Source organism: Pelomonas aquatica (genome assembly GCF_026712205.1).
GTDB lineage: Bacteria > Pseudomonadota > Gammaproteobacteria > Burkholderiales > Burkholderiaceae_C > Pelomonas > Pelomonas aquatica.
Window position 1 is genome coordinate 1 of record NZ_JAPPUW010000014.1, and the last position, 18,465, is coordinate 18,465.

The following is an 18,465-nucleotide window of genomic DNA, read 5'->3' on the forward strand; positions in this document are numbered from 1 at the left end:
GACCACTTCGTCGCCTCCCACAACGAGAACTGCCAGCCCTTTCGCTGGACCGCGACCGCCGACTCGATCCTCGAGAAGCTGCATCGACTTTGTTCACGTATTACTGGGACAGAACACTAGTTGTCGTGCTTGGCGCTTCGAAGCCGGCCGGCCTTTCCTTGACCGTCTCGAATCGCCCTTTCCGAAGAATCAACAGTTCATGCCCGCGGCTTGGCGTGCGGGCGGTTGCCGCATCTATTGCGGCAGTCGCAATGGCCAGACCTTCACGGCCGCCCTCATGGGCTGCCCGGTGTCTGCGCCGATCCGAATCCCCGTGCTGCCTGGCAACGACGGGTAGCTGCGCACCGAGTAGGCCGCTGCGTCATTGATGAACACCTCGACCGTCGAGCCGTCGACGATCACCCGCAGGCGGCGCATGGCGCCGAACGATTCCGCGGCGTAGCCCCCCTTCAGGATCCGGGGGCCTTCACCATCGGCGGACAACGTCGAACGCGACTTGTCCACGATCACCTCGCCGCGCGCCTGATCAAAGATCAGCCGGGTGAACTCCCGGCCATCCGGCGAGGCGAGCACGTCGAGCTGGACAGGCGCCGCAGCTGATGGCGCGTCGGCGAGTTCGATCAGCAGCTCGTAGGCCCCATGGCCCACGTCGAGCGAGACCGCATCCCGACCAATCGCCACACCGGATCTGTCGACGACCGCGCCTGCGCGCAGCCGCGCCAGCTCGGGAGCCGGTCGTTGCCCCAAGGTGTGTTTGTCGCCGAGGAGGTACCAGGCCCGCGGCAGGCTGAAGGTGTGCGCCCAGCCGGCCTGCCTCTGCGCGAGCGGCGTGCGGCGCTCATCGATGATGCCGATGGCCCGCAAGCCGCCGTCATCGGCCCGGCTCACGGTCGGTGCAAGATGGCCCGGGACGAGGTCCAAGAGCTTGGGCGTCGGCGAGAACGGCTTGAACGTGCCGTCGGACCAGGCGCCGGTCCAGTAGACCGCACGCGTGCTCGGCTCGCCGTACTTGCTCACCTTGCCGCCGATCGGGTTGGCCAGCAGGATCCACACGTCGTCCGACAACCGCTCGAAGACCGGCATCTCCCAGATCTCCGAGCCGATGTCCAGCATCCGGTAGCTGGGATCCGTGAACCGGGGCCGCGGCTGCCAACGTCCGCCCTTGTCGCCGGGTTCGAGCACGTAGTGCAGCAGGCCACCGCCGGTCTCGAGGGCCGCGCCGATGATCATGTGCCAGGTGCCGCCTTCCTTCCATAGGAAGGGATCGCGCATGTCCCGGGCGCCCCGTGAATTCAGGATGGGGCCGGCCTTCGTCCAGTCGCGCAGCTGCGGGTCCTCGCTGACGGCCATCGCCACGCCCGGGTTGCTGGCCGCCAGGCGATCGCCATGGTTGACGCTCGTGTAGAAGGCGAAGGCCTTGCCGCCATCGGCAATGACATGCCCCGACCAGATCCCCTTCATGTCGAAGCCGAAGTCGTCGCTCTGCAACTCGGGCATCAGCGCGTCAGGCTGGTTCTCCCAGACGAGCAGGTCGCGGCTGGTCATGTGACCCCAGTGCATCAACGTCTTGAACGGGCCGTTGGGCGTGCGCTGGTAGAAGACGTGCCAGGCGTCGCCGATGCGGATCAGGCCGTGAGCTTCGTTGGTCCAGTTGGCGGGCGGCAGCGGATGCACGCGGGGGCGCAACGTGTCGTTGGCGAAGCGCGTGGCCGGAACCACCAGCGACGGCTCCGCGCTCGGCACCGATGACGGGCCGGACAGCAACTGGCGCTGCTCGGCGCTGAGTGCAGCGGGATACACGGCGACCTGGTCGAAGGCGCCGTTGAGCCGATTGATCGTGAAGTCCAGGATCTTGGTCTCGGTGGGCGCCGCGGCCAGTCGCAGCGGTGTCTGCGCCAACTCCAGGGCCATGCCGGGCGCGCCCTGTGCCGTTCCGATGAGGTCGTCACTCTGGTAGAGCGAGGCGATGCCGGTTGCGACGTCGACCGTGGCCACCAGGTGCACCCAGCGCCGCAGCGGGAACCTCGACTGGGCCGGGATGCGCAGGATGCCGGCAGAGGTTGCCACCTTGAATCCCCAGCGCCCATAGGCATCGATGAACAGATCGAAGCCCTTTCCGCCAGAGGCCTGCTGGATGAAGGACGACGGCACCATCTCCTTGACCGGTACTTCCAGGTCCGACGGATAGCTCTCCAGGGCGACCCACAGGGACAGCGTGAAGCCGCTGCTCGGGCTCAGGGAGAGCTTCCCCTCCGCGTAGCTGGAAAAGCCGTCGGTACGCCACGCGCCGCCGATGACGCCGGGTACCGCATCAGGTGCCGGGAACTGCGTCCTGATCTCCAGACCACCCGGCAGCTTTCCGGCCGAGAGCTGATCGAAGTCGGCGCGCACGACGGCATCGGGCAGTCGCGCCGCCGCGAAGACGGGGCTCGAGCCCGTCAGGCATGCCAGCACCGCAGCAGGGAGCAGGAAGCCGCGCCTCAGGCGATCGCGCAGCGACGCATGAGCCGGCCGAGAGCCATCTTCAGCGCGGGCCTTCAAGGCGTCGTCAGATGAGGTCACGTGCATCACCCATGGCAACGATAAACAAGGAGAAACCGCCGAACCGATTGACCATCGATAGACATTTTGGGCGGACAATTAGGCCAGATGCGCGAGCGGCCAAGCCCCGCGCCCCCGCGCTGCGGCAACCGATGCCAACCGCCTCGGCGCAGAACGCTATCCTCGACTTGATTTGACTATCGATAGTCATTTGGCGGGAGAAGAGGGCCCCTGTGGGCCTGAAAATGTCTATCGATGGTATTTCTTTGCCAGGGAATCGGCTTCAGTGTTTCCCCCAGGTCCGCAACAGGCAATGCGCACGATGGCCGATTTACATGTCTGAACCCGCCTTTCTCACGCGTCCCCGCGGGCTTGGCAGTCGACTTCTAGCGAGAACGATGAATCGCCCGAGGTCCAGTAGACAAGCGGCGCCACGGCACCGCCGGCGACACTTCGCCGGTCGAGTTCGAACGACGCCATTCCCAACGGCTCACGGGTGTCTATGAAACCCGGGGCGATTCACTGTGGGCTCGTCAGCCCGCCTCGTCGCCCTTGTTGCGTCGCTCCTGTTCTCTCGCTTTGATGCGCTTGCGCGTCTTGCCGGCCTCGGTCTTGAGCCAGTGCGCCAGCTTCTCGGCAAACGGATCGAGCCGGCTCTTGCTGGCCCGCTTGGCGTAGGTCGGCTCTTGGTCGCCGCTGCGCAGGTACTTCCTGATGGTGTTGCGAGACAGGCCGGTGCGTCGGGCTATCTCGCGGATGGACAACTGCTCTCGCAGGGCCTACCGCCTGATGACACTCAGTGTCGCCACGTCAATCACTCCAGTGCTCCTGCCGCAAATTGCGGCAGGCTAGGTTGATACGTGGGTCAGGTTTCGGAGGAAATCAACAAACAGGCAAAACCGGGGCGCGAACCGACCCTGGCAGCACCTCCAGGTCAGCCGCCCCCATGCATCAACGGAACGAGTAGCCGACGACGCCGTAGACGAAACGGCCCCGCGGGTCGCTCACCTGCGGGTCATAGCCGGTCTGGAAGGATGCCGGTGAGTTGGCGTAGGGCGGCTTGCGGTTGAGGATGTCCCTCACGCCCAAGGTCAGTTTCAGATCCTTGAATCCGGCGTACTGGATCATGCCGTCATAGGTCTCGAGATTGGAAGTCTGGTTGGGCTTGCCATTGGGGTACTGCGCGTTCTGGACGCTGCCGGGCGCGTCCGCATAACCCGTTTGCCAGTTCTGTGCCAGCGTGTAGCTCCAGGGGCCATTCGTCAGGTTGAGCATGAGATAGGTCTTCAGGCGCGGCGTGGTGCCGCCGTTCACGGTATTGGCCTGATCGACGCCGGGGGTCCAGGTGCCGTCCGGGTTCTGGGTGTCGAACTTCATGAAGTAGGTGCCGGTGTAGGACATCGTGAACCTGCCGATGCGGCTGGGCACGCCCAGCTTGAAGTCGAAGTCAAAGCCGGACAGCTTGGTACCACCGAGGTTCACATTGGTCTGGTCGATGTTGGCGATCGAGCCCGGCAGGCTGCCGGACGGCGGGTTGCGTGTGATCAGGTAGCCGTACTGCGTCGCCAGCGCCGGGGTGGACAGGATGAAGTTGGCCGGGACGCCGTTGTTGATCGTGTTGGTCAGGTCGATCTTGAAGGCATCGACCGCAATCGACACATTGCCGGTGGGCTCCGCGACGAAGCCCAGGGTGGCACTGGTCGACTTCTCGGGCTTCAGCGTCGCCGTGCCGCCGTTGGTGATGTTGAACTGGGTCTGGCAGTCGATCGGTGTGTTGCCGGTGGTCGGGCAGCGCAGCGGGTCGTTCAGGCCCGGCGTCGTCACGCCCGTCGTGACCGGCGTATAGAGGTCGGCCAGGCTGGGCGCGCGGAAGCCCCTGCCGATGGCGCCGCGGATCAGCAGCTGTTTCATGGGCTGGAAGCGCAGGCTGGCCTTGGGCGTGGTTGAACTGCCCACGCCCGCGTAATGGTCGTAGCGGACCGCCAGATCGGCTTCCAAGGTCTTCAGGATCGGGATGCTCAGCTCGCCGAATGCCGCTTCCACATTGCGCGACCTGTTGACGCTGGCGATGCTGCCGCCGTAGCCGGCCAGGTCGCCCGCCGCCAGCGGCGCACTGCTCTCGAAGTTGTACTTCTCCTTGCGCGCCTCGACGCCGAGCGCGAGGGCCAGCGCGCCGGCGGGCAGCTGCATCAGCTCGCGGGAACCGCGGGCCTGCACGCTGTCCAGCGTGGACTTGACCCTGTAGGCGTCGCCGGTGTAGTTGGTGGCCGCCACCTGCGAGTTCACCGCGTCGGTGTTGGTGCCCCAGAAGTTGAAGTTGCCGCTGTTCAGGATGGGCAGGATCTTGGACAGGATGGGAAAGCCGGTGATGTCGGTCTCGACCACCTTGCTCTCGCTGTGCAGGAAATTCGCGTCGAAGTCCCAGCCGGCGGCCGTTCCCTTGACGCCGAAGGTCAGTCGCGGCGCGGTGGCAGTGTCTTTGAGATTGCGCAGGCCGTTGGCCACGTCACGGTAGAGGATGGTCAGGTCGGGCGTGGTGCCGCCGGTGAGAGCCTTCACGTAGGCCGTCGGGTAGTAGGGGCTGCTCGACGTGATGTTGATCGTGGAGGCATAGGGCGTCTGATAGCCCTGGTTGTAGGGGTACTGATTGGCCAGCGGATTGTTGGGCGGGATGCCGTAGGCGAAGCCCAGCGGCGAGGGCTGGATGACGTTGTCCTGCTTGTTGCGGTTGTACGAGGCTTCGACATAGCCCTCGATCTCGTTCGTGAAGGCAAAGCGCCCCGACGCGAAGAGGCTGATGCGCTCGGCGCTCGGCACCAGCTGGACGAAGGGCGACGGATTGAAGTGGCAGGTCAGGCCGGCGCGGTCGCCGCCCGACAGCGGATCGCTGTACGACCAGGGGCCCGGGCAGGCCGGCGCGCCGGGGTTGGCCTTGGTGTCGGGGCCGATCGCGGTGGGATTGACGATGGGGATGGGGTTGCCGGCCCCCGGCGTCAAGGTGAAGAAGTTGGCCGGAAAGCTCGCGCTGGAAGAGGTGTCGTTCAGGTGGTCGACGTTGGCGGAGTGATCGGCGAACGCGCGCTGGCGCCCGAAGAGCGGCTCCTCCTTCTGGTAGTTGGCCACCAGCATCAGGTTGTAGCGATCGGTAGTCAGGTCGCCCATGCCCCAGGCGCCGCTGATCTTCTTGAAGGCCGCGCCGCCTTTCGCGCTGTCGCCGTATTGCGCCGAGATGTCGCCGCCCTGCAGGTCCCGGCGCAGGATGAAGTTGATGACGCCGGCGACCGCGTCGGAGCCGTAGACGGCCGAGGCGCCGTCCTTCAGCACCTCGACGCGCTCGACCGCGTTCAGCGGAATGCTGTTGACGTCGACCGACACCGAGTCGTTGGTGAAGCCGATGCCGTAGGGCGCGATGCGCCGGCCGTTGATCAGCACCAGCGTGCGCAGCGAGCTCAGGCCGCGCAGGCCGACGGCCGAGATGCCGCCCGTGGTAGCGCCCGACATCGATGAGGCGGTCAATCCGCCGGAGCTGGACGCCGCCGTCACCGTCTGCAGCAATTGCTCAACGGTCGTGGCGCCGGTTCTCTCGATGTCCTTGCGCGTGAGCACCTGCACCGGCAGCGCGGTCTCGCCTTCGATGCGCTTGATGGACGAGCCGGTCACCTCGACGCGCATCAGTTGTTGCGTTTGGGGCTGCGTTTGCTGTTGATCTTGCGGCTGCTGGGCCAGCACCGGTAGGGCGCCGAGAGCGATGGATCCGCCAAAGGCGAGCATCAGGCTCTTGCAGACCTTGGTCTTGTGGAACATAGGGTCTCCTGCGTGGATATGGTTGATCACCAATGAAATGGCCGGGAAGGACCACGCGCTCTGCTCTGGAGTCAACCGGTCCGTTCCAACGCAAAGAGTGCTTTCGCAATCGGGTCGCTAACCAAAGTCATGCGCGGAAGTAACCACACGACGAGTGAGGAATCCACCGATCCTCCCCGCGCAAGGACTGCCTTCGCCTGCACGTCGGCCACGCGCATGCCGGCCGGTGAATCGATCACGCGCGCCCCGGCCTTCCGGCACTTGAAAGACCAGTCTGGATATGCGCATCGGCACGATCAAGAGCCACTTTTGCCCAATCCCTGGGTGCCACTTCGTGACGGCGACCCGGCGGCTCGGCAAAAGCCTGGCCGCCGCAAAGGCGAAGGCGGGCCTGCCTGGGCGCCGTGCCCTGTCAAACTGGCATGCTTCGCCCATCCGCCCGCAGTTCGAGCCGACCATGCCCCGCACCACCGCCGCCGACCGCCCCCAGACCCTGGGCGAGGAGATCGCCAACGCCATCAGCCACGGCCTGGGCGCCTTGCTGGCCGTCGCGGCCCTGCCCATCCTCGTGATCCGCGCGGTGGGCCAGGGCAGCGTGGCCGACGTCGTGGCCGCGGCCATCTTCGGCGCCACGGCCGTCCTGCTGTACGGCATCTCGGCGCTTTACCACGCGCTGCCGGCCTCGCTGGCCCGCGGCCGCGCCAAGGCCTGGCTGATGCGGCTGGACCACGCCGCCATCTACGTCTTCATCGCCGGCAGCTACACACCCTTCACGCTGGGCGTGCTGCACAGCGGCCCGGGCCTGACGCTGCTGGTCGCCGTCTGGGCGGCGGCGGGCTTCGGCGTGGCGATCAAGCTGCTGAACCGGCTGCGCCACCCGCTGGTGTCCACGGCCCTCTACCTGGCCATGGGCTGGGTGGTGGTGTTCGCGGCCGGGCCGCTGCTGGAGCGCATGCCGGCCGGCGGCCTGGCGCTGCTGGTGGCGGGCGGCCTGAGCTACACGCTGGGCGCCTTCGTCTTCCTGCTGGACAACCGGCTGCGCTACGCGCATTTCGTCTGGCATCTGTTCGTGCTGGGCGGCAGCGTCTGCCACTTCTTCGCCGCGCTGTTCTACGCCTACGGCTGAAACCGGTACAAAGGCTTGCGCATCAAGGGCTTGGGCCCGCGCCACCGGGCGATGCCCGGCCCCCGCCGGGTAGAATGCCGGCCATAGATTCGCGCAAGACCGTTTTCTCAAGGTCTCACTGCAGCCCCGCTGGCCACCCCCTGGCCCGTTCCCGCGAGCGGCTCGCTACAGCAACAACTCCCGGCGAGTGTTCTTTCGTGCATCTGTCTCCGCGTGGCGTGGCGCCGGTGGAGTGTTCGCCGCATGGGCCGCAGCCCGCATGCGGCGCCTTTGTCAACCCGGCGCGCAGGCACTGAGCGGCGCCCGACCCACACGAATGCCGGTGCGGCGCCCGCGCCGGCATCCCGGATCAATACTGAAGAACGGAGCCCCCATGGCCAAGGAAGAACTGATCGAAATGCATGGCGTCGTCGACGAAATCCTGCCGGATTCGCGCTTCCGCGTGACGCTGACGAACGGCCACAAGGTCATCGCCTACACCGGCGGCAAGATGCGCAAGCACCACATCCGCATCCTGGCCGGCGACAACGTGTCGCTGGAGATGTCGCCCTACGACCTGAGCAAGGGCCGCATCACCTTCCGCCACCTGGGCGCCCCACGCCAGGCGCCGGCCGGCCGCTGAGCCCCCGCAGCGCCATCACTCGATGGCGCTGGCCGACTTGGCGCGCTCGCGCAGCACGAATTTCTGGATCTTGCCGGTCGAGGTCTTGGGCAGTTCGGTGAAGACCACTCGCTTGGGCACCTTGAAGCGTGCCAGCTGGCTGCGGCAGAACTCGATGATCTCCGCCTCGGTCACGGCCACGCCCGGCTTGAGCTCGACATAGGCGCAGGGCACCTCGCCCCACTTCGCGTCGGGCAGGGCCACGACGGAGGCGATCAGCACCGCCGGGTGGCGGTGCAGCACGTCCTCCACCTCGACCGAGCTGATGTTCTCGCCGCCCGAGATGATGACGTCCTTGCTGCGGTCGCGGATCTTGATGTAGCCGTCGGGCTGCACGACGGCCAGGTCGCCGGTATGGAACCAGCCGCCGGCAAAGGCCTCCTCGGTGGCCAGCGAGTTCTTCAGATAGCCCTTCATGACGACGTTGCCGCGGAAGCAGATCTCGCCCATGGTCTCGCCGTCGGCGGGCACGGGCTGCAGCGTGTCGGGGTCGAGCACCGTCACCGCCTCCTGCAGCGGGTAGCTGACGCCCTGGCGGCCGTTCAGCCGCGCGCGCTCCGCGGCGGGCAGGCCGGCCCAGTGCTCCTGCTGCACGCAGACGGCCGCCGGGCCGTAGACCTCGGTCAGCCCGTAGACATGGGTGATGGCGATGCCCGCGGCCTCGCAGCCCTCGATGACGGCGGCCGGCGGCGGCGCGCCGGCGATCAGGCCGCGCACGACGCGATTCAGCTGGCCGCGCACGTCGGCCGGCGCGTTGATCAGCATGCCGTAGACGATGGGCGCGCCGCACAGATGCGTCACGCCATGCTCGTGCATCAGCTGCCAGACCAGCGCCGGGTCGACGCGGCGCAGGCAGACGCTGGTGCCGCCCACCAGCGCCATCGTCCACGGGAAGCACCAGCCGTTGCAATGGAACATCGGCAGCGTCCACAGATAGACCGGGTGGTCGGGCAGCTGCCAGGCGATGACGTTGTTGGCCGCGTTCAGGTAGGCGCCGCGGTGGTGGGTGACGACGCCCTTGGGGTTGCCCGTCGTGCCCGAGGTGTAGTTCAGCGCGATGGCGTCCCACTCGTCGGCCGGCAGCTGCCAGGCGCCCTGCGGGTCGCCCCCGGCCAGCAGCTCCTCGTAGCTCAGCGTGCCCAGCCGCGGCGCCTCGGGCGCGCCGGCGTCCAGCACGTCGATGACCAGCGGGCGGTGACGCGGCTCCACGGCCTGCAGCGCGCGGCCGACCGTCGGCGCGAACTCCGGGTCCACCAGCAGCACGCGCGCCTCGCCATGCTCCAGCATGAAGGCGATGGCTTCGGCGTCCAGCCGCGTGTTCAGCGTGTTCAGCACGCCGCCGGCCATGGGCACGCCGTAGTGGGCCTCGAACATGGCCGGCGTGTTGGGCAGCATGGCCGCCACGGTCACGCCGGGGCCCACGCCGTGGGCCGCCAACGCACTGGCCAGGCGGCGGCAGCGGGCCTCGGTCTCGCGCCAGGTCTGGCGCAACTCGCCGTGGACGAGGGCCACCCGGTCCGGGAAGACGGCCGCCGCACGGCCGAGGAAGCTCAGCGGCGACAGCGGCACATGATTGGCGACGTTCCTGTCGAGGCCGGTCTGATAGGGGCTGGGGCGGGTCATGGGCGGTCCTGGGGTGCGGGCGTTGCCACGCAGCCTAGGACCGCAGGCTTACAGGGAAGCTGACAAGGCCAGCACCGCCCGCCAGGCGTCCAGCGCCTCGGCGTCGGTCCAGTCGTCGGCCGCCTCGCCGATGACGATCTCGACCATCGCGCCGCAGTCGATGCGGCCCGAGCCCACGGCGCGCGCGCCCAGCCAGAAGCCCTGCTGCCGCGCGAACTCCAGCAGCGCCTCGCGCAGCTTCTCCGGCGCGACCGGCAGGTGGAGCTGGAAGGAATTGGTCTGCGGCGGCTCGGGCGCCACCTGCCAGCCCGGCTCGGCCGCCAGCAGCGCGGCCAGCGCGCGGGCCCGCTCGCGCCAGGCACCCATGCGCGGCAGCCGGCGGCGCAGGCCGTCCAGGGCCGACAGCACCATCGGGTAGAGGGTGTAGACATTGCCGGCCAGCCGGGTCTGCCAGGGCGCCGCCGCGGCGATGAAGTCCTCCGGCCCGGCCAGCACGCTGCCGGCCAGGCCGCCCAGGCCCTTGTAGAAGGACACATAGACCGAGTCCGCCAGCGCCGCGATGTCGGCCAGCGGCCGGCCGTAGTGCGGCGCCGCCTCCCACAGCCGCGCGCCGTCGAAATGCAGCCACACGCCCTCGGCCCGGCACCAGGCGCTGATCGCGGCCAGCTGCTCCCAGTCCGGCAGCCGGAAGCCGCCGCGGCGCAGCGGCAGCTCGACGACGACGACCGCCGGCTTCTCGGGCAGGGCCGCCAGCCCGGCGGCCGTGAAGGGCGTGTCGGGCGCGCCGACCCGCAGGCCGCGAAGGCCCAGCAGCGTCTCGAAGGCCTCGGCCTCGTCGATGGCGATATGGCTCTGCGGGTGCAGGGCCACCGGGCCGGTACCGTCGCCGCAGGCCAGGCGCAGCGCCGCCAGCTGCGCGGCCACGCCCTTGTGGAAGAAGCGGGCCGCCGGCTTGCCGAGCAAGGTGGCCAGCTCGGCCTCAAGGGCCTGCATGGCCTCGCCTTCGCCATAGACGTCCGGCGGCAGCGCAGCCTCAGGCAGCTCGGCCAGGGCCAGCAGGGATTCGCGCATCGAACACGGCGGCCGGTGGGCATTGAGCCAGCGGCTGCAGCGGTTGCGCAGCTCGACTTCGGCGTGGGCGGGGCGGGTGGCGGGCATGGGGCGGAGTGTCGCCGCGTGGGCCGCCGGGGCCCATCGCCACGGGCCTCACTAAAATCCCGCCCTTTTTCCTCGCGCGCCCACGGGCGCGCCGCCCCCCATGCAAGCAGCCCCTCCGCAGCCCCTCGCCGCCGAGCCCCTGGCCCGGCTGCTGCTGCAATGGGGCGTCGCGCCCCTGCCCGCGGCGCCGGTGGCCGAGCGCCTGGGCGGCTGGCTGGGCTGGGCGGATGCCATCGGCCTGTCCCAGGTGCTGGCCACGCCGCCCGCGGCCAGCGCCGATGCCGCCGCCCGCCGCGAGGCCCGCGACTGGGCCGGCGCCGCGCTGGAGCGCGTGCAGGCCGATCTGCTCGCCGCCTTCGACGATGCCGAGCTGGCCCGCGACGCCGCCGAGCCCGCGCCCGAGGGCCTGCCGCTGGGCGACCTGCTGGCCCCCTTCCGCCTGCACCACAGCCAGCAGCAGCGCAGCATGGCCGCGCGCATCGCCAGCCTGCGCGAGCGCCTGCGCCCGCGGCTGGCCGAGGCCTCCGGGCCGCTGGCGCGCCTCGCTCAGCTGGACGCGCTGCTAGAGCGTGCCGTCGCCGCGCAGGAGCGCGAGCGCCTCGCCGGCCTCGCCGCCCTGCTGACGGCGCGCGCCGAGGCCCACCAGGCCGCCGACCCGCGCCGCTGGCGCCACCGCTTCTGGGCCGACCTGCGGCGCCTGCTGCGGGCCGAGCTGGACCTCCGACTTCAACCGGTGCTGGGCCTGATCGAGGCCCTGCACGACGACAGGCCCCGATGAACCGCTTCCTGAACGCCCTCTACCCCCTCGCCCTCGCGGCCGGCCTCGCGGGCATTGCCGGCGCTGCGCTGGCCGCCTCGCGCCACCACCCCGTGGCGCTGCTGATGACGCTGCTGATCGCGGCCTTCTTCCTGCTGGGCGTCATGGAGCTGCGTGCCTTCCGCCGCGCCAGCGGCGCGCTGGCTGCCGCGCTGGCCGCCGAGCCGGACGAGGCCTGGGTCGGCACGCTGCCAGAAACGCTGCGCGCCGGCGTGCAGCAGCGCCTGGAAGGCCTGCGCGTGGCCCTGCCGCCCTTGAGCCTGGCGCCCGCGCTGGCCGGCCTGCTGGTGCTGCTGGGCATGCTGGGCACCTTCATCGGCCTCGTCATCACGCTCGGCAGCACGGCCAATGCGCTGGGCCAGACGGCCGACCTCGCCGCGCTGCGCAACGCCTTGGGCGCGCCGGTGCAGGGCCTGGGCCTGGCCTTCAGCGCCAGCGTGGCCGGCGTGACCGGCTCGGCCATGCTGGGCCTGATGGTGGCCCTGGCCCGCCGCGAGCGCGCCGCCGTGTCGGGCCGGCTCGACGCGGCCCTGCTGGGCCGCCTGCGCCCGCTGACGGCCGCGTACCGCCGCGCGCTGGCGCAGCAGGTCGCCGACGCCGCCGCGGCCGAGGCCGCCCGGCAGAACCAGCTAGAACTCGTCGGCCAGCTGCAGCAGTTCGCCCAAGCGATGGCCGACCGGCTCGCGGCGCAGAACGACCGCTTCCACGGCGAGACGAGCCGGGCCTACACCGCGCTGGCCGCCAGCGTGGACACGACGCTGCGCGCCAGCCTGGCCGAGAGCGTCGCCCAGGCCGGCGCCGCCATCCGCCCCGCCGCCGAGGCCGCGATGGCCGGCATCGCCCGCGAGGCCGCCGCCCTGCACGAGCGCGTGGGCATGCAGGTGGCCGGCCAGCTGGGCGCGCTGAGCACGGCCTTCGAGGCTGGCATCGCCCAGATCGGGCAGCAGCACGAGGCCGCCGCCACGGCCCAGGCCGAGGGCCTGGCCCGGCAGCGCGAGGCCGCACTCCAGCAGCTGGCAGACACCCGCGCCGCCACGCAGCAGGCCGTGCAGCAGCTCGGCGAGCGCTGGGCCGGCGAAGCGCAGGCCCTGCTGGCCGCGCTCGACGCCAACGCCAACCGCCAGCAGGCCGCCCAGGCCGAGGCCGATGCCGCCCGCGCCACCGCGCTGCACAGCCAGGTCGCCGCCCTGGCCGAGCAGCGCGCCGCCGCCGGCCAGGCCATCGCCGACACGGCCGAACGCTTCGCCGCGCAGACCCAGGCCGCCATCGCCGCGCTGTCCGAGGCCCATGGCCAGTTGCAGGCGGCCCACGCCGGCCAGGACGCCGAGCGCCTGGCCGCCTGGCGCGCCGAGCTGCAGGCCGCCGGCGCCGCCCAGCTGGCCCGGCAGCAGCAGTTGGCCGACGGCCTGCTGCAGCACACCCGCGAGCTCGTCGCGCAGAACGAGGCCCAGGCCCGCAGCACGCTGGCCGAGGCCGGCGCGCTGCTGAAGGCCGCCGGCGAGGCGCCGCGCGCGGCCGTCGAGGTCGTCTCGGCGCTGCGCGAGCAACTGGCCCAGAGCCAGGCCCAGGACCGCGCCGCGCTGGCCGAGCGCGCCGAGCTGATGCAGACCGTGTCGACGCTGCTGGCCTCGCTGCAGCAGGCCGCCGGCGAGCAGCGCGAGGCCATCGACGCTCTCGTCGACCGCTCGGCGACCCAGCTCGAATCGCTGGGCGAGCGCTTCGCGGCCCAGGCCGGCGCGACCGGCCAGACGCTGGCCGACGCCGCCACCCAGCTGGCCGCCAGCGCGGCCGAGATGGGCAGCCTGGGCGAAGGCTTCGGCGCGGCCGTCGAGCAGTTCCAGGGCGCGAACGCGCAGCTGGTGCAGCACCTGGCCGCGCTGGAGGAACGGCTGAGCAGCACGATGACGCGCAGCGACGAGCAGCTGGGCTATTACGTCGCCCAGGCGCGCGAGGTCATCGACCTCTGCCTGGGCTCGCAGAAGCAGGTGCTGGACGCGCTGCAGGGGGCCTCCGCACATGGATGAGCCGCTGGAGATCGAGCAGGAAGGCGTTGGCACGCCGGCCTGGGCGGCGTTCGGCGACCTGATGGCCGGCGTGCTGGGCGCCTTCGTGCTGGTGCTGGCCGCGGCCCTGGTCGGCCAGCTGGACCTGGCCAACAAGCTGGAGGCCGAAGTGCAGCAGCGCCAGGCCGAGCAGGCCCGCCGCGAGGCGCTGGAGCGCGCGCTGGCGGGGCCGCTGGCTGAATCTCTGAAGTCGGGCCGCATCACGCTGGTCGAGGGCCGCATCGGCATCAGCGGCGCCGTGCTGTTCGCGACCGGCTCCGACCAGCTGCACGCCGAGGGCCGCGCGCTGATCAAGAGCCTGGCCGTGCCGCTGCGCACCTATCTCGCGCAGCGCGACGAGATCCTGATGGTCAGCGGCTTCACCGACGACCGCGGCCTGCTCGGCGGCAGGTTTGCGGACAACTGGGAGCTGTCGGCCCAGCGCGCGCTGACCGTCACGCGCACGCTGATGGCCGAGGGCCTGCCGCCCGACGCCGTGTTCGCCGCCGCCTTCGGGCCGCAGCAGCCGGTGGCGTCCAACGACGACGCCTCGGGCCGCGCGCTGAACCGGCGCGTGGAGATCGCGCCGACGCCGCGGCCACGCCGCGCCGCGGCCTCCGCGCCGTGACGATGGGCGCGCTGGACGACCCCATCGGCTGGGCCGCGGCCCAGGCGGCTGCCGACCCGGTGCGCCGCCGCGTGCTGGAGGCACTGGCCCGGCGCGCCGCCGCGCTGCCGCCGGGGGCGCTGCGCGAGCAGTTGGTCGCCAAGCTCGTTCGGCGAGCACGAGCCGAGCCAGCGCCGCTGCCGGTGCGGCGGGCCACGAACTCCGCAAGTCCGCTGACCGAACTCGTCGCCCGCCTGCGGGCCGGCGCCAGCCCCGAGCTGCGCCATGTGCAGGCCCATCACCGCACCTGGAGCGCACTGCGCCTGAGCCGCCGCATGGCCGAGGTCAGCGTGCCGGTGCCCGAGCACCTCGGCCCGCTGAACAGCCAGGTGCTGGTGGCGCGCGCACTGCAGCAGCTCCAGGCCCTGTCGCCCGACTATCTGCAGCGCCTGCTGACCGGGCTGGACACGCTGGCCGCGCTGGCGCCGCCACAGGCCGCGGCCGACAAGCCCGCCCGGCCCGTGGCGAAGAAGGCGCCAGCGCGGCGGCGCTGACGCCCGCGGCCCCGGGGCCATCGTCTGCGGGCTCACCCGCGATCGGTCGGCCGGGGGCGCTGCAACAATCCGGGCCTGGCCACGCCCCCTCACGCATGAAGCCCACCGCCTCTCACCTCCACGCAGCCACGGCTGCCCTGCTGGCCCTGCTGCTCAGCGCCTGCGCCAGCGTGGCGCCCACGCCGCCCGTCGCCCGGCCTGCCCAGCCGCCGTCGGCCACCGCGCCCACGGCCGCGGCCACGCCGCCGGCCATCGCCGTGCGCCCGCCGCGCATCGACCGCAGCTACACCTCGCAGAACCAGGACAGCCGCGCCCTCTACATCGTGCTGCACTACACGGTGCTGGACTGGGAGAAGTCGCTGAAGGTGCTGACCACCGGCGGCCAGGTGTCGGCCCACTACCTGGTGCGCGACGACCCGGCGACGAGCTATGCCCTCGTCGACGAGAACCGCCGCGCCTGGCATGCCGGCGCCAGCTTCTGGGCCGGCAACACCAACCTGAACTCGGCCTCCATCGGCATCGAGATCGTCAACCCGGGCTTTGTCGACACGGCGGCCGGCCGCGTCTACGCGCCCTTCCCGCAGGCCCAGGTCGACGAGGTCATCGCGCTGGTGCGCGACATCCAGCAGCGCCACCAGGTGCGGCCCGAGCGCATCATCGGCCACGCCGACATCGCGCCCGGCCGCAAGCAGGACCCCGGCCCGATGTTCCCGTGGAAGCAGCTGGCCGACGCCGGCCTCATCCCCTGGCCCGACGGCCCGCTGGTCGCGCTCCGGACGCTGGAGAACGAGGTCGCGCCGCACGACGTGGCCTGGCTGCAGGAGCGCCTGGCGCGCATCGGCTACAACCTGTCGCGCTCGGGCCAGCTGGACACGGCCACCAAGGACGTCATCTCCACCTTCCAGATGAAGTACCGGCCGAGCGACATCTCCGGCCAGCCCGACGCCGAGACGGCCGCGCTGATCGACGTGGCCGCCACGCCCAGCGCGATGCACGTGACGGGCAGCAGCGACGCGCAGACGCGGCCCTACACCTCGCGCTGGTAAAGACCGCCCGTGCTCGGCTTCCTGCTCAAACGCCTGGCAACGCTGGTGCCGACGCTGGTCGGCATCACGATCGTCGCCTTCGGTCTGATCCGCCTCGTGCCCGGTGACCCCATCGAGGTCATGATGGGCGAGCGCCACCTGGACCCCGAGGCGCATGCCGCCCTCGTCAAGCGCATGGGGCTGGACCAGCCGCTGCCGGTCCAGTACGCCGACTATGTGAGCAAGCTGCTGCACGCCGACCTGGGCCAGAGCCTGGTGAGCCGCGAGCCGGTCGGCAAGGAATTCGCGGCGCTGTTCCCGGCCACCGTCGAGCTGGCCACGGCGGCGCTGGTCTTCGCGGTGGGCCTGGGGCTGCTGCTGGGCGTCTGCGCGGCGCTGAAGCGCGGCTCGCTGCTGGACCAGGGCGTCATGGGCCTGGCGACGGTGGGCTATTCGATGCCGGTGTTCTGGTGGGGGCTGATCCTCATCATGTATTTCTCGGTCAACCTCGGCTGGACGCCGGTGTCGGGCCGCATCGGCATCGAGTTCGACCCCGAGCGCGTGACCGGCTTCATGCTCGTCGACGCCTGGCTGTCGGGCGAAGAGGGCGCCTTCAGGTCGGCCGTCGTGCACCTGATCCTGCCGGCCCTGGTGCTGGGCACCAGCACGCTGGCCGTGGTGGCGCGCATGACACGCTCGTCGATGCTGGAGGTGCTGCGCGAGGACTACGTCCGCACCGCGCGCGCCAAGGGCCTGTCGCCGGCACGCGTGGTCGTCGTGCACGCGCTGCGCAATGCGCTGATCCCGGTGCTGACGGTGGTCGGCCTGCAGACCGGCAGCCTCTTGGCCGGCGCGGTGCTGACCGAGACCATCTTCAGCTGGCCCGGCATCGGCAAATGGCTGATCGACTCGATCGCGCGGCGCGACTATCCCGTCGTGCAGGCCGGCATCCTGATCTCGGCGCTGACGTTCATCGGCGTGAATCTCGTCGTGGATGTGCTGTACGGCGTCGTGAATCCACGCATCCGCGGCGGGGGGCATTGAACATGTCCGTCATTGACCATTCCCGGGCCTGCTTGCGAATTTTTGGCGACGATCTGATCCCCGAGGAGATCACTGCCGCGCTGGGCGCTGCACCCACGAAGTCCGAGACTCGTGGGGAAGTGCTTCGCTCGCGGAATGGTCGCGAGCGCGTTGCCAAGCAAGGTTCGTGGCGACTGGACGCCGCGAACATGGAACCCGAGGACACCAACGCGCAGGTGCAGGAGTTGCTATCGAAGCTCACCGCGGATCTGACGGTGTGGCATGACATGGCCCGTCGCTTTGAAATCGATCTGTTCTGCGGCTGGTTCATGGGTCAGACCAATGACGGCGCAGAGCTTTCGCCCGCAACTCTTCTGGCACTGGGTGCGCGTGGTATCGCACTCTCGTTGGACATCTACGCGCCGACTGCCGATGAATAGTCCCTCCTCCCGATTGACGCTCACCGAACCGCCCGGCCCGCTGCGCGAGTTCTGGCTCGGCTTCACCGCCAACCGCGGCGCCTTCGTCGCGCTGATCGTCTTCGCGTTGATCGCACTCGCATCGCTGCTCGCACCGCTGATCGCGCCCTACGACCCCATCGAGCAATACCGCGACTTCATGCTGACGCCGCCGGTCTGGGCCGACGGCGGCGGCACGCGCTTCCTGCTCGGCACCGACGAACTGGGCCGCGACATGCTGAGCCGGCTGCTGCACGGCGGCCGCGTGTCGCTGGGCATCGGCCTCGCGGCGGTGGCGATGTCGCTCGTGCCCGGCGTGCTGCTGGGCCTCGCGGCGGCCTTCTTCCAGCGCTGGCTGTCGCCGGCCATCATGCGCGTGATGGACATCGTGCTGGCGCTGCCGGCGCTGCTGCTGGCCATCTGCGTCATCACGGTGCTCGGGCCTGGGCTGGTGAATACGGTGATCGCGATTGCGATCGGCGCGCTGCCGGGCTATGTGCGGCTCACGCGCGCAGCAGCGCTGGGCGAGATCGGGCGCGACTACGTGACCGCGAGCCGCGTGGCCGGCGCCGGCGTGTGGCGGCTGATGTTCGTCACCGTGCTGCCCAACTGCATGGCGCCGTTGATCGTCAACGCGACCCTGAGCTTTTCATCGGCGATCCTGGAGACCGCGGGCCTGGGCTTCCTGGGCCTGGGCGTGCAGGCACCGACGCCGGAGTGGGGAACGCTGCTGTCGGCAGCGCGGGACTACATCATGCGGGCGCCGTGGGTCGTCACGCTGCCGGGGCTGACGATTCTGGTGACGGTGCTGGCCATCAACCTGATGGGGGATGGGTTGCGGGATGCGCTGGATCCGAAGTTGAAGAAGGTGGCGTGATGCTCGCTCGTTGCTTTGGCTTGCTGGCAAGGCACAGCCGGGATTTCGTCCCGGCAGCCGACTCACTTTCTTGTGCGCACAAGAAAGTAAGCAAAGAAAGCGCCCCTGCAAAACCGCCCCTGCGGGGTTCCCTGCGATGCTCGGAACCC

The 18,465-nt window shown here is 70.2% G+C and carries 14 protein-coding genes and 2 pseudogenes; 11 read left to right on the top strand and 5 right to left on the bottom strand.

The window, feature by feature from the left end:
- A pseudogene (locus NYP07_RS15500) lies at positions 1-120 on the top strand (IS630 family transposase); the annotation flags it as partial.
- 114 nt (positions 121-234) lie between these two features.
- On the opposite strand, the gene NYP07_RS15505 reads toward NYP07_RS15500, so the two are convergent.
- From NYP07_RS15505 to NYP07_RS15515, 3 genes and pseudogenes are all read right to left on the bottom strand, one after another.
- Positions 235-2,541 carry a GH32 C-terminal domain-containing protein gene (locus NYP07_RS15505; protein WP_268151960.1) on the bottom strand — a complete coding sequence of 769 codons (2,307 nt, stop codon included), beginning with the start codon at positions 2,539-2,541 and terminating at the stop codon, positions 235-237.
- Positions 2,542-3,107: 566 nt separating this feature from the next.
- Positions 3,108-3,317: pseudogene (locus NYP07_RS15510) on the bottom strand (helix-turn-helix domain-containing protein); the annotation flags it as partial.
- Between the two features lie 175 nt (positions 3,318-3,492).
- Positions 3,493-6,345, bottom strand: a complete 2,853-nt coding sequence (locus tag NYP07_RS15515) for a TonB-dependent receptor plug domain-containing protein (protein WP_268151962.1) — start codon at positions 6,343-6,345, stop codon at positions 3,493-3,495.
- Between the two features lie 457 nt (positions 6,346-6,802).
- Between NYP07_RS15515 and trhA the strand changes: the two genes are divergently transcribed.
- Positions 6,803-7,471, top strand: a complete 669-nt coding sequence (gene trhA, locus NYP07_RS15520; protein WP_268151964.1) for a PAQR family membrane homeostasis protein TrhA — start codon at positions 6,803-6,805, stop codon at positions 7,469-7,471.
- Positions 7,472-7,844: 373 nt separating this feature from the next.
- The gene (infA, locus tag NYP07_RS15525; protein WP_268151966.1) at positions 7,845-8,093 is read left to right on the top strand and encodes a translation initiation factor IF-1; all 249 of its coding nucleotides are present in this window, start codon (positions 7,845-7,847) and stop codon (positions 8,091-8,093) included.
- A gap of 15 nt (positions 8,094-8,108) precedes the next feature.
- Here infA and NYP07_RS15530 read toward each other — a convergent pair whose 3' ends face one another.
- Both NYP07_RS15530 and NYP07_RS15535 read right to left on the bottom strand, forming a co-directional pair.
- Entirely contained in the window at positions 8,109-9,755 is a 1,647-nt protein-coding gene (locus NYP07_RS15530; protein WP_268151968.1) for an acyl-CoA synthetase, read from the bottom strand.
- A gap of 48 nt (positions 9,756-9,803) precedes the next feature.
- The gene (locus NYP07_RS15535) at positions 9,804-10,913 is read right to left on the bottom strand and encodes a threonine aldolase family protein (protein ID WP_268151970.1); all 1,110 of its coding nucleotides are present in this window, start codon (positions 10,911-10,913) and stop codon (positions 9,804-9,806) included.
- 100 nt (positions 10,914-11,013) lie between these two features.
- Between NYP07_RS15535 and NYP07_RS15540 the strand changes: the two genes are divergently transcribed.
- The 8 genes from NYP07_RS15540 (at position 11,014) to NYP07_RS15575 (ending at position 18,316) form a co-directional block, all read left to right on the top strand.
- On the top strand, positions 11,014-11,691 hold the full coding sequence (locus tag NYP07_RS15540; protein ID WP_268151972.1) for a DUF3348 family protein: 678 nt from the start codon (positions 11,014-11,016) through the stop codon (positions 11,689-11,691).
- Positions 11,688-13,754: a hypothetical protein gene (locus NYP07_RS15545; RefSeq protein ID WP_268151974.1), complete on the top strand. Its 2,067-nt coding sequence runs from the start codon at positions 11,688-11,690 to the stop codon at positions 13,752-13,754. The genes NYP07_RS15540 and NYP07_RS15545 overlap by 4 nt, the downstream gene beginning before the upstream one ends.
- Positions 13,747-14,400: an OmpA family protein gene (locus NYP07_RS15550; protein ID WP_268151976.1), complete on the top strand. Its 654-nt coding sequence runs from the start codon at positions 13,747-13,749 to the stop codon at positions 14,398-14,400. Before NYP07_RS15545 ends, NYP07_RS15550 begins: the two co-directional genes overlap by 8 nt.
- Positions 14,401-14,402: 2 nt before the next feature.
- Positions 14,403-14,933 carry a DUF2894 domain-containing protein gene (locus NYP07_RS15555; protein WP_268151978.1) on the top strand — a complete coding sequence of 177 codons (531 nt, stop codon included), beginning with the start codon at positions 14,403-14,405 and terminating at the stop codon, positions 14,931-14,933.
- Positions 14,934-15,028: 95 nt separating this feature from the next.
- Positions 15,029-15,979, top strand: a complete 951-nt coding sequence (locus tag NYP07_RS15560; RefSeq protein ID WP_268151980.1) for an N-acetylmuramoyl-L-alanine amidase — start codon at positions 15,029-15,031, stop codon at positions 15,977-15,979.
- A gap of 9 nt (positions 15,980-15,988) precedes the next feature.
- Positions 15,989-17,002: an ABC transporter permease gene (locus NYP07_RS15565; RefSeq protein ID WP_268151982.1), complete on the top strand. Its 1,014-nt coding sequence runs from the start codon at positions 15,989-15,991 to the stop codon at positions 17,000-17,002.
- 2 nt (positions 17,003-17,004) lie between these two features.
- The gene (locus tag NYP07_RS15570) at positions 17,005-17,421 is read left to right on the top strand and encodes a DUF4279 domain-containing protein (protein WP_268151984.1); all 417 of its coding nucleotides are present in this window, start codon (positions 17,005-17,007) and stop codon (positions 17,419-17,421) included.
- Positions 17,414-18,316, top strand: coding sequence for an ABC transporter permease subunit (locus NYP07_RS15575; protein ID WP_378989506.1), 903 nt, complete (start codon positions 17,414-17,416; stop codon positions 18,314-18,316). The genes NYP07_RS15570 and NYP07_RS15575 overlap by 8 nt, the downstream gene beginning before the upstream one ends.
- Positions 18,317-18,465 lie beyond the last annotated feature (149 nt).